We start from the raw sequence: 19,197 nt of genomic DNA, 5'->3' as shown, positions 1-19,197 counted from the left end.
CACAAGGCGCTATCAAGACAGGGGGAGCCTGACAGCTCCCCCAATTTCAATCGATTTATTTCTCGTCGCGCAATTCGCGGCGCAGGATCTTGCCGACATTGGTCTTCGGCAGTTCGGTGCGGAACTCGATGTAACGCGGACGCTTGTAATTGGTGAGGTTGGCGGCGCAATGGGCCTTGAGTTCATCGATCGTCAGCGCCTGGTCCTTCTTGACGACGAAGAGCTTGACTGCTTCGCCCGAATGCCCGTCCGGCACGCCAACGGCGGCGCATTCAAGCACGCCCGGATGCATCACGGCGACTTCCTCGATCTCGTTCGGATAGACGTTGAAGCCCGAGACGAGGATCATGTCCTTCTTGCGGTCAACGATCTTCACATAGCCGCGCTCGTCCATCAGGCCCATGTCGCCCGAGCGGAAGAAGCCATCGGCGCTCATCACCTTGGCCGTTTCTTCCGGGCGTTGCCAGTAGCCGGCCATGACCTGCGGCCCGCGGATGCAGATCTCGCCGACCTCGCCGATCGGCAGCGTGTTGCCGTCCTCGTCGCGGATCTCGATATCGGTGGAGGGCAGCGGCAGGCCGATCATGCCGGAGAATTCGCGTGCGTCGAGGCGGTTGACGGTGGCGACCGGCGAGGTCTCGGACAGGCCGTAGCCTTCGGTGATCGGGCGGCCGGTCATCTCCAGCCAGCGTTCGGCGACGGGCCGCTGGATGGCCATGCCACCGCCGAGCACGAGGAGCAGCGAGGAGAAGTCGAGCTTCTTGAACTCCGGATTGTTCATCATCGCGTTGAACAGCGTGTTGAGGCCGGGGAAGACATGCGCCTTGAACCCCTGCAGCTCCTTGATGAAGCCGGGAATATCGCGCGGATTGGCGATCAGCAGGTTATGGCCGCCAAGTGCGACGCCCATCAGCGAATTCACGGTCAAAGCGAAGATGTGGTAGAGCGGCAGGGCGCAGACGAAGTTTAGCACATCCGGGCGTTTGCCACCGGCCAGCGCCGCTTCCAGCCAGAGTGCGATCTGCTGCTTGTTGGCCAGAAGATTGGCATGAGTGAGCGCCGCCCCCTTGGAGACGCCGGTTGTGCCACCGGTATATTGCAGGAAGGCGATGTCGCCGGGCGCGACCGCGACGGGCTTCAGCGTGAGCTTGCTGCCCTCTGCCAGCATGGCCTTGAAGCCGACATGACCGGGAATGGTCCAGGCCGGCACGAGCTTTTTCACCTTGCGCACGACAAAATTGACGATGTGCCCCTTGAGGCCCAGCATGTCGCCCATGGTGCAGACGATGACGTGCTTCACATCCGTGCGGTCGACGACCTGCTGGACGGTATGGGCGAAATTCTCCAGCACGACGATCGCCTTCGCGCCGGAATCCTTCAGCTGGTGTTCGAGTTCGCGCGGCGTATAGAGCGGGTTGACGTTCACCACGGTCAAGCCGGCGCGCAGGATGCCGTAAACGGTGACCGGGTTCTGCAGGATGTTCGGCGTCATCACCGCGACGCGGTCGCCCTTGACGAGGCCCTTCGATTGCAGCCAGGCACCGACCTTGCGGGACTGGTCTTCCAGTTCGCGGAAGGTCATGGAACGGCCCATGCTGGTGAAGGCCTGCCGCTCGGCGAACTTCGCGCAGCTCGCTTCGAACAGGGCGCCGAGCGACGGGTGAGAATGCGGGGCGATCTCAGCCGGCACCGAGGCGGGATAGGATTGAACCCAGATCTTTTCGGCGGCGCGGCCGCTGAGGCGGCTCATAGTTTCCGTCATGTTATCCTCCCGAACCATTCTTCTCGTCTGCTCACCAGGCGGGCTCCTCCCCTTATCCTGGAACCTCATGCTAGCGCAAAGGTCGTGCAAGTCTCGAAAAATTATATAACCTTGACGTAAACGTCAATACGCACGCCGGAACCGTGACGGGTCGAGACCAGCCGGGGGGCGGAAAAGCCGGAAAGCACCCGCTCCAAGGCCGCCAATTCCGGTAGCTTTTGGGGAACCATCTGGGGCCAGGGTCGTTGATTCACCACAACCAACAACGACAGGAGGATACCATGGACCAGGTTAACCGCGCCGTGGACGGCAAGGACCCCTATGTGAAGGACACCCCGACCCTGATCGCCAGTGACAAGGTCGAAGGCACGGCTGTTTATGGCGTCGATGGCGACCGGATCGGCTCCATCCAGCGCATCATTCTGGAAAAGCGCGGCGGCCGCGTGGCCTATGCCGTCCTGAGCTTCGGCGGTTTCTGGGGCATCGGCGACGATTATTACCCGCTGCCTTGGGAAACCCTGACCTATGACGAGCAGCTGGACGGATACCGCATCGGCCTGACCAAGGAACAGGTCGAAGGCGCGCCGAAATATCGCGACGACAGCGAAGACTGGTATCGCAACAACGGCCGCTCGGTCTACGACTATTACGGCGTCCCGCCCTACTGGATCTAAGGGATCCGTTCGGAAACACTGACGGAAGGGCCTCGCTTGCGGGGCCCTTTTCGTTTGCGCGAAGAAAGGGGGTTCGGTGGACGGCAGCGTAATCGCGCTGCAGCAGGAGAGACGTCAATCAAGCCGCCCGAGCCCGTACTAAAGTTTACGGCACTCGCGCCCTGGGCTCTCCTGACATGAAAAGCCTCCTGGGAAAAGCCCGTTTCTGCGGGTGGCCGGATACAGGACAGGCGCGGCGTGCATATTTGGCCGGTGGCTGGCGCAAATGGAGTGGATTGCCCGGCGGTGCGCGATTAGGCTCGACCTGACGCCAAAGGCAACCTGCGCATCGATCGGACCGCACATGACCGACACCCCGATGGCTCCGACCGAGCCAGCCATTCTCGATTTTCTCGCCACCTGCGCGGCATTCTACCCCGATGATGCCGTGGAGGCTCCGATCGACCAACAGCGTCAATGGTACGACGCGCTCTGCGCCCAGTTCGACCGGCCGCTGCCGGCGGGCATGGTGACGCAGGACGACAGGGTGGAGGGCCGTATTCCGGTGCGCTGGTATCGGCCGAAGGATATCCGGACCGATAGGGTGCTCTACTACATCCACGGCGGTGGCTTTGTTGTCGGCTCGCTCGACAGCCATCATGCGATCTGCGCTGAGCTGGCGGAGCAGGCTGGCGCTGAGCTGGTGTCGGTCGATTACCGGCTGGCGCCGGAACACGTCTGGCCGGCTGCCCATGACGATGCTTTTGCGGTGCTCGCATCCCTGCTTGAGAGCGGGCGCAAGCTGGTGCTGATCGGCGACAGCGCCGGCGGCAATCTTGCGGCAGGGCTGACGCTTCGCGCACGCGACGAGGGGCTGACGGGCATTGTCGGGCAGGCACTGATCTATCCAGCCCTCGGCGGTGATCTCGTGTCCGGCTCCTATGCCGAGATGGCCCATGCGCCAGGACTGACGACATCAGACGTCGCTTATTACAGGGCCGTGCTGCAGGCACCGGATGACAGCCCGGTCGCCCATCCGCTTCGCAGCCGATCGCTGGCCGGGCTGCCGCCGACCTTCATCACGGTTGCCCATTTCGATCCGCTGCGCGATGACGGCCGCGCCTATGCAAGCCGTCTCGCCGAAGCCGGCGTCGAGGTCTGGTTTCGCGAGGAGCCGCAGATGGTGCATGCCTGGCTGCGCGCCCGGCACATGAGTGACGGCGCGCGCATCGGGTTCGAAGCGCTCTGCGCGGCGGTCACCCGTTTCGCCGCGCAGGGTTAAAGTTGGCGCGTCACATCAGATCGCGCGGGATCGCCTTTTGCGGGAAGGTCTTCTCGAACACCTTGATCTCACCTTCGTAAGCGATGACAGACGCACTGATCAGCCAGTGGGTCTCCGTGCAGGCGATGCGCGAGGTCGACACCGTGCGCACGAACCAGCCGGACCGCTGCATGTCGCAGGTCCAGACGGAGGTGCCCGTCATCGACTGGGGATCAACCGGCGAGATCGTCCAGATCTCGTCGCGGACCTGCCGTGTCGAGAGACCGGTGCCGGGATGTTCGAACAGGCCGGTATCCTCGTAGATCGTATAGGAGGTACGGTCGACCTGGAGGTCGCGCAGCACCTGGCGGCGGGTCTCGGACGGGGCATGTTCGATATAGGTCGGCAGCGGATTGGGATTGTCCGGCTGCTTCATCTCGAAGGTCTCGTGCGCGCCGAGCTTCGGCAGGGCAAGGCCGAGCGTGGCGGTGTCGAGCGTCAGTTCCGCGTCGGTTGGCGCCGGCAGCACCATCGGCCAGTAAGCGGAAGAGAGCGACAGGCGGATGCGGTGGCCGGGGCGGAAACGATAGCCGCAGGCATCAAGCGTCAGGCGGATCGGCGTCGGTTCGCCGGGTTTCATCGGCTGCGGATCTTCATTGCCGTTGCGATGGGTGAGGTTCAGCACACCGAAGGCGACGCGGGTGGCCGAGCCATCCGGATGCACGTCGACGATGCGGGCAATGAGATTGGCGACCGGCGCGTCGCTGGACAGCATCACGGAGAGTTCCGGTCGGCCGAAGATGTCGAGTGTGTGGGTCAGTGGTGCCGTCTGGACGGTGAGCGATCCCGCATCGTCGTGGCGCTGGTCGCCGGCAAGCTCTGCATCCGGTTTCAGCGTGAACCATTCGCCGGCGGCGGTGCCGGTGTCGAGCGGTGACTTCAGCGTGACGGGATGCGCGGGCGCATGCGGGACCGGATGTCCCTCGGTCAGCGAGCCGAAAGCCTCGACATAGAAATTCTGCATCTCCGGCGCCTGCCAGCTGTCCTTGGAGATCCAGAAACCCGGATCGACATCGCGGCGCGGCGCAGGTTTTACGGCGTCGAGGATATAGGCGCGCACCTGCGGAACGGCCTCGGTCCCATTTGCCTCGCCGCGCAGCCAGCGGTTCCAGAAGGCGATGGCCTCGCCGTGGAAATCGGCGCGCGGTTTCGGCCAGGCGAAATGCGGGTATTTGTGGATCCAGGGGCCGATCAGGGCCTTGGAGCGATCGGACATGCCTTCGACGGCGAGCAGCGGTGTGTTGCGATAGCCATCCGCCCAGCCGGCGATGACCAGTGAAGGCACGGCGACGTCGGAGAAATCCTCGCCGATCGAGCCGTGTTTCCAGAAGGCATCGCGGCGCTGGTGCTCTAGCCATTCCTCCAGGAAGAAGGGTTCGTTTTCCAGCCGCTCCATCCACATCTCGCGCCAGCGGTCGCCGACGATTTCGGGGTCGGGCGAGCGCGACTGGTAGGCAAGCATTGTGGCGGCCCAGGAAAGCTGGGCCGAGAGGTGGCAGCCGTTCTTGTAATGGATATCGTCGTTGTAGCGGTCGGTGGTCGAGGCGATCGAGATGACCGCCTTGAGGGCAGGCGGGCGCAGCGCCGCGACCTGCAGGCAATTGAAGCCGCCCCAGGAGATGCCCATCATGCCGACCGAGCCGTTCGACCAGGGTTGCGCTGCGATCCAGGCGATCAGCTCGCAGGCATTGGCGAGTTCCAGCTGGGTATATTCACCATCGATGACACCGTCGGATTCGCCCGAGCCTCTGATGTCGACGCGCACGCCGGCAATGCCGGCGGCGGCGAAGACCGGATAGGTGGATTCGTCGCGCGGGCTTGTTCCGTCGCGCTTGCGATAGGGCAGGAATTCGAAGACGGCCGGTACGGGATCGCTCTCAGCGCCATCCGGCATCCAGATGCGGGCGGCAAGCCGTGTGCCGTCGGCAAGGGTGATCCACTGGTTTTCGATGGTGGTGAACGGACGAGATGTCATGCTGTGCCTTCAGGTGGAATTCGGGTTTGTTGTTTTCCCCTCCCAAACCCTCCCCACAAGGGGGAGGGCTTAACCCAGCCGCTGCCCTTAGTGGCGGAGCCGAGCTTGTCTCATGTTCTCTCCCCCCTTGTGGGGGAGATGGCCGCCCTTCGACAAGCTCAGGAGGCCAGAGGGGGTTCTTAGTGCTGCGTCCTCAGTGCCCGGCACTCTCCATGCGGCGGGTGGCGAGCGCCCGCTCCAGCCAGCCGAGTTCCATCTCGGGCACGGATTTGAGCAGCAGGTCGGTATAGTCGTCGAAGGGCGGCGAGAGCACTTGCGACTTTGGCCCGAAGCGCACCAGGCGACCGCGATGCATCACGGCCACGCTGTCGGCGATAGCGCGCACGATGGCGATGTCGTGGGTGATGAACATGTAGGACACCTGCGTTTCCGCCTGCAGCCGCATCAGCAGCGACAGGATGCCTTCCGCCACCAGCGGATCGAGCGCTGACGTGGGTTCGTCGCAGAGGATGAGTTCGGGTTTGGCGGCGAGCGCTCGGGCAATCGCCACGCGCTGCTTCTGCCCGCCCGACAGCTCCGCCGGATAGCGATCGACGAAGCCGGAGCCCATCTCGATGTGCTCCAGCAACTCCTTGACGCGGGCAGTTTTCGCTGAGCCATGCAGTCCGTGATAGAAAGTGAGCGGCCGCCCGATAATGTCGCGCACAGTCTGGCGCGGGTTCATGGCGGTATCGGCCATCTGGTAGATCAGCTGGATACGCCTGAGATCATCGCGGCTGCGTTGCTTCAAGGCCGGCGTCAGCGCCTTGCCGTCGAAGGTGACGGTGCCGGAGACGGGCGGCAGGAGGCCGGTGATGACGCGCGCTAGGGTAGACTTGCCGGAGCCGGATTCGCCGACGACGGCGAGTGTCTGGCCCTTGGGCAGGTGCAGGGACACGTCGTGCAGCACCTTGAAGCCGTTGGAATAGCCGGCCGTCACATTCTCGATCTTGAGCTGTCGATCGCTCTGGTCGGTGGCTTCCTCCTTGCGGGCCTGGCGGACATTGACCAGCGCGCGCGTATACTCCTGACCCGGCGCCTCGATGATCTGCTGGGTCGTGCCGTATTCAACGGTCTTGCCCTGGCGCAGCACCATGATGTCATCCGAGATCTGTGCAACCACGGCCAAGTCATGGGTGATGTAGAGGGCGGCCGTATGCGTCTCCTCGATTGCGTGCTTGATCGCGGCCAGAACGTCGATCTGGGTGGTGACGTCAAGTGCGGTCGTCGGCTCGTCGAAGACGATCAATTCCGGGTTGGAGCAGAGCGCCATGGCGGTCATGGCGCGTTGCAACTGGCCGCCGGAGACCTGGTGCGGGTAACGATCACCGAAAGTCTTCGGATCGGGCAGGCCGAGCACACCGAAGAGGTAGGTGGCGCGGGCGCGGGCCTCTTCGATCGTCATCAGCCTGTGCGCGACGGTTGCTTCGATCACCTGGTCGCCCAGCCGATGGGCCGGGTTGAAGGCGGCGGCGGCCGATTGCGCGACGTAGCAGACCCGGTCGCCGCGCAGCTTGCGAATGCCGGATTTTCCGAGCTTCAGGATGTCCTGACCGTTCAGCAGGACCTCGCCGCCGGTGATGCGCACACTGCCGCGTCCGTAAGCAAGTGCCGACAGACCGATGGTCGACTTGCCGGCACCGGATTCGCCGATCAGGCCGAGGACGCGGCCCTTTGGCAGGCTGAAGGAGACGCCTTCGACGATGGTGATGTCCTTGGGCGGTTCGCCCGGCGGATAGGATGTGGCCTCGATCTTGAGATCGCGGACTGTGAGGAGTTCAGACATCGCCACGGCCTCCCTTCAGGCTGGATGTGCGCCCGAGCAGCCAGTCGACCACCAGGTTGACGCAGACAGCAAGTGCGGCAATGGCCGAGCCGGGCACGAGCGCTGCGGAAATGCCGAAGATGATCCCGTCCTTGTTGTCCTTCACCATGCCACCCCAATCGGCCGCCGGCGGCTGGATGCCGAGGCCGAGGAAGGAGAGGGTGGAGAGGAAGAGGATCGAGAAGGCGAAGCGCAGGCCGAATTCGGCGAGCAGAGGAGAGAGCGTATTGGGCAGGATTTCGCGGAAGATGATCCACAGCGTGCCTTCGCCGCGCAGCCTGGCCGCTTCGACGAATTCCATGACCGCGACATCGAGTGCCACGGCGCGGCCGAGGCGGTAGACGCGGGTGGAATCGAGGATCGCCATGACCAGGATCAGCACGAAGAGGTTCTGCGGCAGGACTGCCAGAACGACGAGCGCGAAGATCAGCGTCGGGATCGACATCATCAGATCGTTGAAGCGCGACAGCGTCTGGTCGATCACGCCGCGCGAAACGGCAGCGGTGAAGCTGAGGAAGATGCCGAGGGAGAACGAGATGACGGTGGCAGCAAGCGCCACGGTCAGTGTCGTGCGCGTGCCGTAGATCATGCGCGAGAGCAGGTCGCGGCCGAGATTATCGGTGCCCAGCAGATAGGTGCCGCCCATCGGTTCCCAGACGGCACCGACGATTTCACGCTCGCCATAGGGCGCGATGAAGGGGGCGAAGAGCGCACAGAAGACGGCTAGCGCGATGCCAAAGATGCCGACCCAGGCGCTGATGGGGATCTGTTTCAATCTCATCGCGGATGCCTCAGTCTCGGATTGGCGACAATCGCGATGATGTCGGCCAGCATGTTGAGGAAGATGTAGACGGCCGCGAAGATCAGGCCGCAGGCCTGGACGACGGGCATGTCGCGCACGGTGACTGCATCGACCATGTACTGGCCCATGCCGGGATAGACGAAGACCACTTCGACGACGACGACACCGACGACGAGATAGGCGAGGTTGAGCGCGACGACGTTGACGATCGGGGCAATCGCGTTCGGGGCGGCGTGCTTGACGATGGCGCGAAGCGCCGAGAGACCCTTGAGTTCTGCGGTTTCCATATAGGCCGACGACATGACCGAGAGGATGGCGGCACGGGTCATGCGCATCATGTGGGCGAGCACGACGAGGACGAGCGTCGCCGTCGGCAGCGCCATGGCCTTCAGCCGGTCGGCAAGCGCCATGCCGTCATGCACCGTCGACGGGAAGGTCGCGATGTTGAGGTTGATGGCAAAGACCAGGATCAAGAGATAGCCGATGAAGAATTCCGGCAGCGAGATGGCGGCAAGCGAGATCACGTTGATGATGCGATCCGGCGTGCGGTTGCGGAAGTGGACCGCGAGCATGCCGAGACCGACGGCGAGTGGGACCGAGATGGCGGCGGCGAGAGCCGCCAGATACAGCGAATTGCCGAGCCGCTTGCCGATCTGTTCGGTGACCGAGTTGCGGCTTGCCCACGACGTGCCGAAATCGCCCTGCAGGGCGCCGCCGAGCCATTCGAAATAGCGGGTGACGATCGGCCGGTCGAGGCCGAGATCGGCACGGATATTGGCGACCGCCTGGGGCGTGGCCGACTGGCCGAGATAGGTGGTGGCAAAATCGCCGGGCAGGGCTTCGACACCGCCATAGATCAGCATGGAGACGGCCAGCAGCAGCAGCATGCTGAGCGCCAGGCGCTGCATCACCAGGACGATCAGCGGATACCGCTGGTATAAAGTCAGACCCGGCGGACCGCCGGCATCGGTTGATTGGGTCATGGGATTCCAGCCGCTATCCAGAAAAACGGGTATGGCCCGCGTACCTCATGTGCGCGGGCCGATTGACCGGAGCAGTGCGTCCGGCGCCTGTCGTTTCCGACAATCAGGCGTCCAGCCAGACGCGGGTTGCGACATAGCCGTTCGACATGTCGTTGCCGATGTCGTGGACGTAACCCTTGACCGACTTCTGCGCGGCGTTCACGAAATCGTTGAACATCGGCAGGATCAGGCCACCCTCGTCGCGCACCATCATCGCCATCTCGCGATACATGTCCTTGCGCTTTCCCTCGTCGAGTTCGGCGCGCGCCTGGAGCAGGATCTTGTCGAAGTCCGGACGCAGGAAACGGGTGTCGTTCCAGTCGGCGGTCGAAAGGTAGGCCGTGGAATACATCTGGTCCTGGGTCGGACGGCCGCCCCAATAGGAGGTCGAGAAGGGCTGGACGTTCCAGACATTCGACCAGTAGCCGTCACCCGGCTCGCGCTTCACCTCGATCTCGATGCCGGCCTTCTGGGCACTGCCCTGGTAGAGCACTGCGGCGTCGACGGCACCGGGGAAGGCGACTTCCGACGTGCGCAGGAGGACCGGGCCGGAATGACCTGATTTCTTGTAGTGGAAGGCGGCCTTGTCCGGATCATAGGTCCGCTGCTCGATTCCCTCGGGGAAGAGGGCATAGGTGCTGTTGATCGGGAAGTCGTTGCCGACCTTGCCGTAACCGCCGAGCACGGTCTCGACCATGGCTTCGCGGTCCATGGCATATTTCAGCGCCAGCCGCAGGTCGTTGTTGTCGAACGGCGCGGTGTTGCAATGCATGATGAAGACATAGTGGCCGCGACCTGATGTCGAGAGGATCTCGACCGTCGGCGCGCGCTTCAGCATGTCCACCGTCTTCGGATCGACGCGGTTGATGAAATGCACCTGGCCGGAGGCGAGGGCCGCAATGCGGGCGGTCGCATCGTTCATGCCGATGATCTCGATCGTGTCGACATAGCCGCGGTCCGAACGCCAGTCGGCGGTGTTGCGCTCCAGCGTGGCGCGCACGCCGGCTTCGAAGCTGGTGAGCTTGTAAGGGCCGGTGCCGATCGAGGCGAGCGGATCGTCGTAACCGCCGTTCGGCTGGATGACGAGGTGATAGTCGGTCAAGAGCAGCGGCAGGTCGGCATTGCCTTCGGTGAGCACCAGGACCAGCTTGTCGCCGTCCTTCTTGATCTCCTTGATCGACTTCATCACGCCGAGCGCGCCGGATTCCGACTTCTCGTCGGTGTGGCGCTTCAAGGTGGCCACGACGTCGTCGATGGTCAGTTCCTTGCCGTCATGGAACTGCACGCCCTTGCGGATGGTGAAGGTCCAGGTCGCGGCATCGGCCGAAGGCTCCCAGCTTTCGGCGAGTGCCGGTACGGCAGCGCCGGTCAAGGGATCGCTTTCGACCAGCATGTCGCCCCAGCAGCGGCCGATGCAGAACATGAACTGCGACAGGAATTTGGCCGGGTCCTTGCTGTCGGTGGCCGAGCCGCCTTCGAGGCCGAGCTTCAGATTGCCGCCGCGCTTGGGTTCCTGGGCGGAAGCGCTGGTGGCGTAAAGCGAGCTGGCGGCCGTCAGCGTCAGGCCGGCGGCCATGGCGCGGCCCATGAATTCGCGACGGCTCAAGGCCGCCGAGGTGAGGCTGGAGAAGAATTTGTCGTTGCTCATCGTCTGTTCCCTTGTTCTGGTTGGTTATGCGTCCGGCATTTTTATCCGTGACGGCGGCGATCGTTGAATGTCGCACTCGGGCCGATCGCCGGGCCCTCACGCGGCTGCTGGAAATCTATCTTCCTTTCCACACGGGATCGCGTTTCTCGGCAAAGGCGCGCGCGCCTTCGATCTGGTCTTCGCTTCCGTAAAGCACGTCCACCGTGCGGTATTGCCGCTTGGTGATCTTGTTCATGGTCGACTGAAAATCGCGGCCCTCGGCATCGCGCACGATCTCCTTGATCGCGGCATAGACGAGCGGCGGGCCGCTTTCGAGGAGCCGCGCCAGTGCCCAGGCCCGCTCCATCAGGGCTTCCGAGGGCAGGATCTCGTTGACGAAGCCCCAGCGATGGGCTTCCACGGCATCCAGCCAGCGGCCGGTCAAAAGCATGTCCATGGCGATATGATAAGGGATGCGCTTCGGCAGCTTGATCGAGGCGGCATCGGCCACCGTGCCCGAGCGGATCTCCGGCAGCGCGAAGGTGGCATGATCGGCGGCGAGAATGAGATCGGCGGACAGCGCGATTTCGAGGCCGCCGCCGCAACAGATGCCATTGATCGCCGCAATGACCGGCTTGTTGAGATCGCGCAGTTCCTGCAGGCCGCCGAAGCCGCCGACCCCATAGTCGCCATCGACCGCATCGCCGCCCGCGGCCGCCTTCAGGTCCCAGCCGGGACAGAAGAATTTTTGGCCCGCACCCGTGATGATGGCAACCCTCAATGTGTCGTCGTCACGGAAGTTTGCGAAGATTTCGCCCATGATCCGGCTGGTGGCGAGATCCACGGCATTGGCCTTGGGGCGATCGATCGTCACCTCGAGCACGGCGTTCTCACGGCGGGTGCGGATCGGCTCGGTCACGCGTTCAGCTCCTTGTCCGGATGAAGGCATCGACGGCGATCACGCCCTCACCTTCCGGCAGCACCAGAACCGGATTAAGATCCAGTTCTTCCAGTCTCGTTGCGTTGTCTGCGACATAATCTGCGACACAGGCGACGAGTTGCACCAATGCATTCTTATCGCCCGGCGGCCCGCCGCGATACCCCGCGATCAGCTTCGAAACCCTCAAGCCGTCGATTGCCTTGCCGATTTCGGCAGGGTTTGTGGGAAGCAGGAGGATCGTGCTGTCATCGATGAGATCGACGAGAACCCCTCCGGCACCAAGGGTTAGAACCGGGCCGACCACGGGATCGCGCAGCGCGCCGACGATCAGCTCTGCCACGGGCTTCGGTGCCATTTTTTCCACAAGAAAGCGGTCAGCAATCGAAGACATGGCCGTGGCCGCCGCGAAGACCTCCGACGCGCTTCTGATGTTGAGCCGCACGGCGCCGACATCGCTTTTGTGAGCAATGCCAATGCCCTTGACGGCTACGGGATAGCCGAGCCGATCGGCCACCGAAACCGCCTGATCGGCATTGCGGGCGATCAGGCCATAGGGGACACTGACGCCAAAAGCGGCGAGCATGGGTTTGGCGCGGTCTTCGTAGAGAGACTGGATCTCGGTTGCCACGGCGGGGGCGGTGAGCAGCGGCGCGGGAGCCTGTCGCGCCCAGGCGGCATGGACGCCATGGGCAATTTCGATGGCGGCAAGCGCCTCGTCGATGCCGCAGAAAGGCACGACGCCTTCGCCGATGAGGCGCGTGGCGTCCGCCTCCGGCATGGTTTCGCCAAGGCTTGCGACGATGCCGGTTGCTGCACCCGTTCGCCGCTTTGCGTCGAGTACCGCGTCGACGGTTGTCATCCAGTCACCTGCATCGCAGCGATCGCCGCGCGGAAAATCGAGAACGACGAGATTGATCCCATAGTCGCCGCCCATCACGGTCGAGAAGGCGTCCGCCTGCCGTGCGCGGTGGCCCCAGACGAAGGTGTGGTAGTCGAGCGGATTGGAGAGTGTCACCATGGCACCGAGCGTGTCGCGCAGTGCCGGGAATTGTTCGGGTTTGAGATCCCGGAACTCGACCGCCTTGTCGACGCCCGCATCCGCCATCAGCGAGGCCTCGCCGCCCGAACAGCTCATGGCCGAGACTGTGTTGGCGGAGAGCGGACCGCAGACATGCAGCAGCTTCAGCGTTTCCAGCATTTGCGGCAACGACTGCACGCGGCCGATGCCGAGACGCTTCAGGAGCGCCGAGGACACCCGGTCGTTGCCGGCCAGGGAGGCGGTGTGCGACAGCGTCGCGCGCTGTGCGGCGGCAGACTTGCCGACTTTTAGCGCCACCACGGGTTTGCTGAGCGCGCGGGCGCGGGCCGCGAGATGTTGCAGGTCTTCGAGATTATCGAAGCTCTCGATATGAAGGCCGACGGCCGTGACCCGCTCGTCCTCTACCGCTGCGGCCGCAAGGGCCGACAAACCGGTCTGGGCCTGATTGCCGGCCGTCATCAGATAGGCGATCGGCAAGCCTCTGGCCTGCATCGTGATGTTGAGCGCGATGTTCGAGGACTGGGTGAGGATCGCCACGCCCCGGTCGACATGTTTCATGCCGTGCTGGTCGGGCCAGAGCAGGGCGTCGTCCAGCATGTTGATGAAGCCGTAGCAATTGGGGCCGAGCATGGCCATGGTGCCGGCGGCAGCCACGAGTTCGGCCTGCAGGGCAGGGCCATCCGGCAGTTCCTGCACGGCTTCGGCAAAACCGGAGGCATAACAGATCGCGCCGCCGGCACCCCGCTGGCTGAGGTCGCGCAGGATCTCGACCGTGAGGGCACGATTGACCCCGACAAAGGCGGCGTCGGGTGCGCCGGGAAGGTCGGCAACCGACCGGTAGCAAGGATGGCCATGAACCGTATCCCGCGTCGGATGAACCGGCCAGATCTGGCCGCGATAGCCCGCCTTGACGCACTGTTCCACCACCCGCGCCGCCTCCTTGCCGCCGAAGACAGCGATGGTTTCAGGGCGGATCAGGCGGGAGAGCGGCGCGCGGGCGTCTGTCGTCATCCAAGCCCCCTGCCGAGCCATCGGTCTGTCAGGAAGTAACCGAGCCGGATCGCCTGGAAAAGCGCCAACGGCTCCGTGCCTTCCGGCAGTTCGGATACCGAGAGGTCGGGGTCGCAGCTCAGCCACAGACCCTGATACGGGGCCTCTGGCCATCCGGGGGAGGAGTGGGGGAGAGCGGTGATCGCGGGGGAGGAGCTTTGTGGCATCATCACGCTCCGAACGGCCGCAACAGATCGCGGCTAATGATGTGGCGCTGGATTTCCGAGGTGCCGTCCCAGATCCGCTCCACCCGCGCGTCGCGCCAGAAGCGCGCCAGTGGCAGGTCGTCCATCAGCCCCATGCCGCCATGGATCTGGATCGCTTCGTCGGTGACCCGCGCCAGCATTTCCGAGGCATAGAGCTTGGCGGATGCGATCTCGCGATTGGCCGGCAGGCCCTGATCGAGGCGCCAGGCGGCGGCGAGCGTCAGATAGTCCGCCGCATCGATCTCGGTGATCATGTCGGCGAGTTTGAACGACACCCCCTGGTTCGCGCCGATCGGCTTGCCGAACTGGTGTCGCTCGGCGGCGTAGGGGACCGCGAGGTCGAAGACCCGCCGCGCTCGGCCGACGCAGCTCGCGGCCACCGTCAATCGCGTGCCGTAGAGCCAGGCATTGGCCAGCTCGAAACCCTTGTGGACCTCGCCAAGGATCTGGGCCGAGGGCAGGCGGCAATCGTCGAAATCGAGGATGCAGTTCTTGTAGCCGCGATGCGAGACCGAGGAATAACCGTCCCGGATGGTGAAGCCGGGCGTGCCGCGATCGACGAGGAAACAGGTGATCAGCTTCTTCACCCCCTTTGGTGTTTCCTCCTCACCGGTCGCGACGAAGACGATGACAAAATCGGCGATATTGGCATGGCTGATGAAATGTTTGGTGCCGTTGAGCACCCAGTCCCCGCCTTCAGGGCGCGCGGTGCAGCTCATGCCGCGCAGGTCCGAACCCGCACCCGGCTCGGTCATGGCCAGCGCATCGAACTTGTCGCCGCGCGTGGCCGGCAGCAGGTAGCGTTCGCGCTGGTCGTCATTGCATCCCATGAGGATTCCGGAGGGGCGACCGAAGAACACGGTGAGCGCCATGGAGGCCCGGCCGAGTTCGCGTTCGACCAGCGTGAAGGTCTGGTGATCGAGGCCACCACCACCGACCTCTTCGGGCATGTTGCAGGCGAAGAAACCGAGTTGCTTCACCTTGACCGCGATCTCCCAGCCCATTTCCGGCGGCACGAAGCCTTGTTTCTCGACCTGGTCCTCCAGCGGATAGAGTTCGCTCTCCACGAAGCCGCGGACCGTCTCGACGATCATCTGCTGCTCTGCGCTTAGGGCGAAATCCATGCGGCTATCCTCCGGCCTTCAACAACATGCGGCTACCTCTTCTGCCCCACATGACGGCCGGCGCCTTCGGGCAAAGGCAGGCGGGCATGCGCGGCGAGCAACGGTTCCAGTTCTGACAGGATCGCGGGCAGCGGAGGCACGGTTTTGCCTTCCGCCGAGGAGACGTGCAGCATCAGGTGCTCGCAGGTCGCGACCACCGCATTGTCCGATGCGCGGCGAAGCCAGAAGAAGCTGTGCAGCTTCTTGCCATCCGAGGGCAGCAATTGCACGTCGACAGAGAGCGCGTCGCCGAGCTTGCACTCGTCGAGCAGGCGCAGATGGTTCTCGACCGTGTAATAACTGTGGCCGGCTGAGACGTAATCCATGTCGACGCCGATCAGCCGCAGCAGTGCATCGGAGCTGTCGGCAAAACACTGGCTGTAGCGGTATTCGGTCATGTGGCCGTTGTAGTCGACCCAGGAGGGGTGCACGCGGAAGTCCGCAAGCTTGATCGGCTTCGTAACATCCGCCGCAGCCGGTGCCGGTGCGGATGACCAGAGATGCGCCTCGAAATCGGCCAGCAGCTTGCCGGAACCCCAACCTTGCCCGGCATCGCCGGCCTTCAGGGCCTGCATGATGCCGACGAGGTTCTGATCGCGAATGCGTTCGAGATCGCGGATGCCACGCGCGCCGGATTGCGCGTCTGACTGCCCGGCGATCTTGTCGACGAGTTCGTCGTTGAGATCGACCACATCGGTGAGCTTGGTCCAGGGCCAGGAAAGGCAGGGGCCGAACTGAGCGAGGAAATGCCGCATGCCCGCTTCGCCGCCTGCGATGCGATAGGTTTCGAACAGACCCATCTGCGCCCAGCGCATGCCGAAGGAATAGCGGATCACGTCATCGAGCGTCTCGGTGTCGCAGATGTCGTCCTTGATCAGCCAGAGCGCCTCGCGCCACAGCGCTTCCAGCAGCCGGTCGCCGACAAAGCCCTCGATCTCCTTGTTGAGGATCACGCCCTTCATGCCGATCGGCGCGAGTTTCGCCTTGGCGTCTTCCAGCACCGCGCGGCTGGTCTTTTCTCCGCCGACGAGTTCGGCAAGCGGCAGGAGATAGACGGGATTGTATGGATGCGCGACGAACATCCGCTCGGGATGTTTCATGTCGCGCTGCAGATCGGTCGGCAGGATGCCGGAGGTCGAGGAGCCGATCAGCGCCTTGGGGTCGGCTGCCGCATCGATCTGGGTGATCACGCCGCGCTTGAGATCGACGCGTTCCGGCACGCTTTCCTGGATCCAGTCGGCGCCCGCGACCGCCTCCGCAAGCGAGGCGGCATAGCTGAGCTTCCCCTTGGGCGGCAGCGGCGCCATGGTCAGCATTTCATAGGCGCGCTCGGCATTGGCCAGCACTTCGCCGATGATACGCTCGGCTTCCGGATGCGGATCTAAGATCGTCGTGTCGATGCCGGCCAGCACGAAACGCGCTGCCCAGGCCCCGCCGATCACACCGCCGCCGATACAGGCCGCTTTTTGAATTCTGCTCATCACGTTCTCGTCCGCATTTCGGTTTGTCGAGTGACCCGTCCCCGCGATCATCCGCGAACGGGCGGGGCATCAGCGCTTGGTGAGCTTCAGCTTCTTGCGCACCTCATCCGGCCCGATGATCCGGGCACCCATGCCCTCGATCACGGTCACGGCCTTTTCGACGAGCTGGGCATTGGTGGCGAGCAGGCCCTTGCCGGCATAGAGATTGTCTTCGAGCCCCACACGCACATTGCCGCCGGCAAGGACCGCTGCGGCCGGATAGGCCATGGCATTGCGGCCGATGGAAAAGGCCGAGAAGGTCCAGTTTGCCGGCACGTTATTGACCATGGCCATGAAGGTGTTGAGGTCATCGGGGGCGCCCCAGGGAATGCCCATGCAGAGCTGGATGAGCACCGGATCCTCGATCAGGCCTTCCTCGACCAGCTGCTTGGCGAACCATAGATGCCCGGTATCGAAGGCCTCGATCTCGGGGCGCACGCCAAGATCCGTCATCAGCTTCGCCATGGCGCGCAGCATCGACGGCGTGTTGGTCATGACGTAATCGCCGAGCGAGAAATTCATCGTGCCGCAATCGAGCGTGCAGATTTCCGGCAGGCACTCGGCCACATGAGACACGCGCTCGGTGGCACCGACCATGTCGGTACCCTTGGGGTTGAGCGGCAGCGGCTGCTCGACATTGCCGAAGATCATGTCGCCGCCCATGCCCGCCGTCAGGTTCAGCACGACGTCGACATCGGCCGCACGAATGCGATCGGTCACTTCCTTGTAGAGATCGTTGCGGCGGCTGGCGGCACCCGTTTCGGGGTCGCGGACATGGCAATGTACGACGGCAGCCCCTGCCTTGGCGGCATCGATGGCGGACTCGGCGATCTGCTTGGGAGTGATCGGAACATGCGGCGATTTCGAGGTGGTGTCTCCGGCGCCGGTGACGGCGCAGGTGATGAAGACATCCCGGTTCATGGCTAAAGGCACGTATTATTCTCCCTCGTTCGTTAGGCCTATTACGAGACAGAATGCCGCAGCATGCTTTGCAGGATCGGATAGCTTCTATACATTATCGGAAATCTTGAGAGTTCCTGCCAATGTCCGACCGTCCCGCAACGCTCACCGTCCCAACGACCGTGCTCGACCTCCTGGTTGTGCCGGAGACAAACCTGATCCTGGTCGCATCGGTGATCGAGCCATTGCGCCTGGCGAACCGGGTGAGTGGGCTGGAGCTCTATCGCTGGCGTATCCTCAGCCCGGACGGCCAGCCGATCGAGACCAAGAGCCACATCCCGATTCCGGTGGATGGTGCCTTTCGGCCGGGAAATGAGGAAGACCCGCTCTTCGTGCTCTCCAGCCACAACTGGAAACGCCACGCCACATCGGATCTGAAGCGGCTTCTGGCGAAGTCCGCGCGGCATCGCAGTCTCGTCGCCGGGATCGAATCCGGCGCCTGGTTGCTCGCCGATACGGCCCTTCTCGACAATTTTTCGGCAACTTTGCACTGGGAAGACTATGACGATTTTTCCGCCGCCTATCCGCAGGTGAAGACGGTGCGCGAGCGCTTCGTCATCGACGGCAAGCGCATTACCACGGGCGGCTCACTGCCGACGCTCGATCTGATGCTGGAACTGATCCGACGCAGGCATGGCTATTCGCTGGCGCTCGAAGTGTCACGGCAGTTCATCTACGAGCAGGGGGGCGTCAGCAGCGATGCTGCGGCCATGCCCTCGACCGGCAGCATAAGGCTCGCCGATCCCCGCGTCAGCCAGGCGATGCGGGTGATGGAGGAGCATCTGGACCAGCCGCTGCCGCTGGTGCGGCTGGCGCGCCGCATCGGCATCAGCGAAAGGCGGCTGCAGACCCTGTTCATCGAGGCGATCGGCGCGCCGCCGCACATCCATTACCTGGCGCTGCGCCTGAACGCTGCCCGCCGCAAGGTGATCGAAACTCGCACCGCCTTCGCCGACATCGCCGCTGCGACCGGCTTCAACTCGGCCTCGGCTTTTTCCCGCAGCTATAGGGCGCATTTTCGCGAAAGCCCGTCGGATACGCGGCGAAGGTTGAAGGGCTATGGGGCGGGGTGAGATGTCAGTCGCCTGGGTAGTCGGTACGATGATTAGATTTCATCTAAGACGTGTAATTTTTTAACTCAACCGAATTGGCAGCCAGCAAATCTCTGATATGCTGTGCCAGCCTCTTAGTTGGGTGTGTGTAGCTACAGCTCACTCTATGCCGGGTGTTTAGCCAGGCTGAATCTTATTGTGCGACATTGGGCGCCGGCTTCGGGAATCCGAGTCGGCACCG

The 19,197-nt window shown here is 63.6% G+C and carries 14 protein-coding genes; 3 read left to right on the top strand and 11 right to left on the bottom strand.

From position 1 onward, the window contains the following. Window positions 1–55 precede the first annotated feature (55 nt). Window positions 56–1,762: a long-chain fatty acid--CoA ligase gene (locus tag DMY87_RS04935; RefSeq protein WP_110790123.1), complete on the bottom strand. Its 1,707-nt coding sequence runs from the start codon at window positions 1,760–1,762 to the stop codon at window positions 56–58. Between the two features lie 281 nt (window positions 1,763–2,043). On the opposite strand from DMY87_RS04935, the gene DMY87_RS04930 reads away from it, so the two are divergent. Then, window positions 2,044–2,436, top strand: coding sequence for a PRC-barrel domain-containing protein (locus tag DMY87_RS04930; protein ID WP_110790122.1), 393 nt, complete (start codon window positions 2,044–2,046; stop codon window positions 2,434–2,436). Between the two features lie 343 nt (window positions 2,437–2,779). Beyond that, the gene (locus DMY87_RS04925; RefSeq protein ID WP_110790121.1) at window positions 2,780–3,697 is read left to right on the top strand and encodes an alpha/beta hydrolase; all 918 of its coding nucleotides are present in this window, start codon (window positions 2,780–2,782) and stop codon (window positions 3,695–3,697) included. Window positions 3,698–3,707: 10 nt separating this feature from the next. Here DMY87_RS04925 and DMY87_RS04920 read toward each other — a convergent pair whose 3' ends face one another. The 10 genes from DMY87_RS04920 to bcoG form a co-directional block, all read right to left on the bottom strand. Continuing rightward, window positions 3,708–5,711, bottom strand: a complete 2,004-nt coding sequence (locus tag DMY87_RS04920; RefSeq protein ID WP_110790120.1) for a CocE/NonD family hydrolase — start codon at window positions 5,709–5,711, stop codon at window positions 3,708–3,710. A 193-nt stretch (window positions 5,712–5,904) separates the two neighbouring features. Then, the gene (locus DMY87_RS04915) at window positions 5,905–7,536 is read right to left on the bottom strand and encodes an ABC transporter ATP-binding protein (RefSeq protein WP_110790119.1); all 1,632 of its coding nucleotides are present in this window, start codon (window positions 7,534–7,536) and stop codon (window positions 5,905–5,907) included. After that, window positions 7,529–8,356, bottom strand: a complete 828-nt coding sequence (locus tag DMY87_RS04910; protein ID WP_110790118.1) for an ABC transporter permease — start codon at window positions 8,354–8,356, stop codon at window positions 7,529–7,531. The genes DMY87_RS04915 and DMY87_RS04910 overlap by 8 nt, the downstream gene beginning before the upstream one ends. Then, window positions 8,353–9,360, bottom strand: a complete 1,008-nt coding sequence (locus DMY87_RS04905; RefSeq protein ID WP_110790117.1) for an ABC transporter permease — start codon at window positions 9,358–9,360, stop codon at window positions 8,353–8,355. Before DMY87_RS04905 ends, DMY87_RS04910 begins: the two co-directional genes overlap by 4 nt. A 103-nt stretch (window positions 9,361–9,463) precedes the next feature. Continuing rightward, window positions 9,464–11,047 carry an ABC transporter substrate-binding protein gene (locus tag DMY87_RS04900; RefSeq protein WP_110790116.1) on the bottom strand — a complete coding sequence of 528 codons (1,584 nt, stop codon included), beginning with the start codon at window positions 11,045–11,047 and terminating at the stop codon, window positions 9,464–9,466. A 115-nt stretch (window positions 11,048–11,162) separates the two neighbouring features. After that, window positions 11,163–11,945: a carnitinyl-CoA dehydratase gene (locus tag DMY87_RS04895; protein WP_110790115.1), complete on the bottom strand. Its 783-nt coding sequence runs from the start codon at window positions 11,943–11,945 to the stop codon at window positions 11,163–11,165. Window positions 11,946–11,949: 4 nt separating this feature from the next. After that, window positions 11,950–14,016, bottom strand: a complete 2,067-nt coding sequence (locus DMY87_RS04890) for an acetate--CoA ligase family protein (RefSeq protein WP_110790114.1) — start codon at window positions 14,014–14,016, stop codon at window positions 11,950–11,952. Window positions 14,017–14,224: 208 nt separating this feature from the next. Continuing rightward, the gene (locus DMY87_RS04880; RefSeq protein WP_110790112.1) at window positions 14,225–15,385 is read right to left on the bottom strand and encodes an acyl-CoA dehydrogenase family protein; all 1,161 of its coding nucleotides are present in this window, start codon (window positions 15,383–15,385) and stop codon (window positions 14,225–14,227) included. Window positions 15,386–15,417: 32 nt separating this feature from the next. Continuing rightward, entirely contained in the window at window positions 15,418–16,905 is a 1,488-nt protein-coding gene (locus DMY87_RS04875; protein ID WP_110790111.1) for a carnitine 3-dehydrogenase, read from the bottom strand. Window positions 16,906–16,974: 69 nt separating this feature from the next. Then, entirely contained in the window at window positions 16,975–17,877 is a 903-nt protein-coding gene (gene bcoG, locus DMY87_RS04870; protein ID WP_110790110.1) for a 3-dehydrocarnitine:acetyl-CoA trimethylamine transferase BcoG, read from the bottom strand. Between the two features lie 110 nt (window positions 17,878–17,987). On the opposite strand from bcoG, the gene DMY87_RS04865 reads away from it, so the two are divergent. After that, a complete protein-coding gene (locus DMY87_RS04865) occupies window positions 17,988–18,977 on the top strand; it encodes a GlxA family transcriptional regulator (RefSeq protein WP_110790109.1) in 990 nt (329 codons plus the stop codon). Window positions 18,978–19,197 lie beyond the last annotated feature (220 nt).

This window comes from Peteryoungia wuzhouensis, from assembly GCF_003205195.1.
In the GTDB taxonomy this organism is placed as follows: Bacteria; Pseudomonadota; Alphaproteobacteria; order Rhizobiales; family Rhizobiaceae; genus Allorhizobium; species Allorhizobium wuzhouense.
The sequence above is the reverse complement of the archived record's forward strand: the minus strand, read 5'-3'. Positions and strand labels throughout refer to the sequence as shown.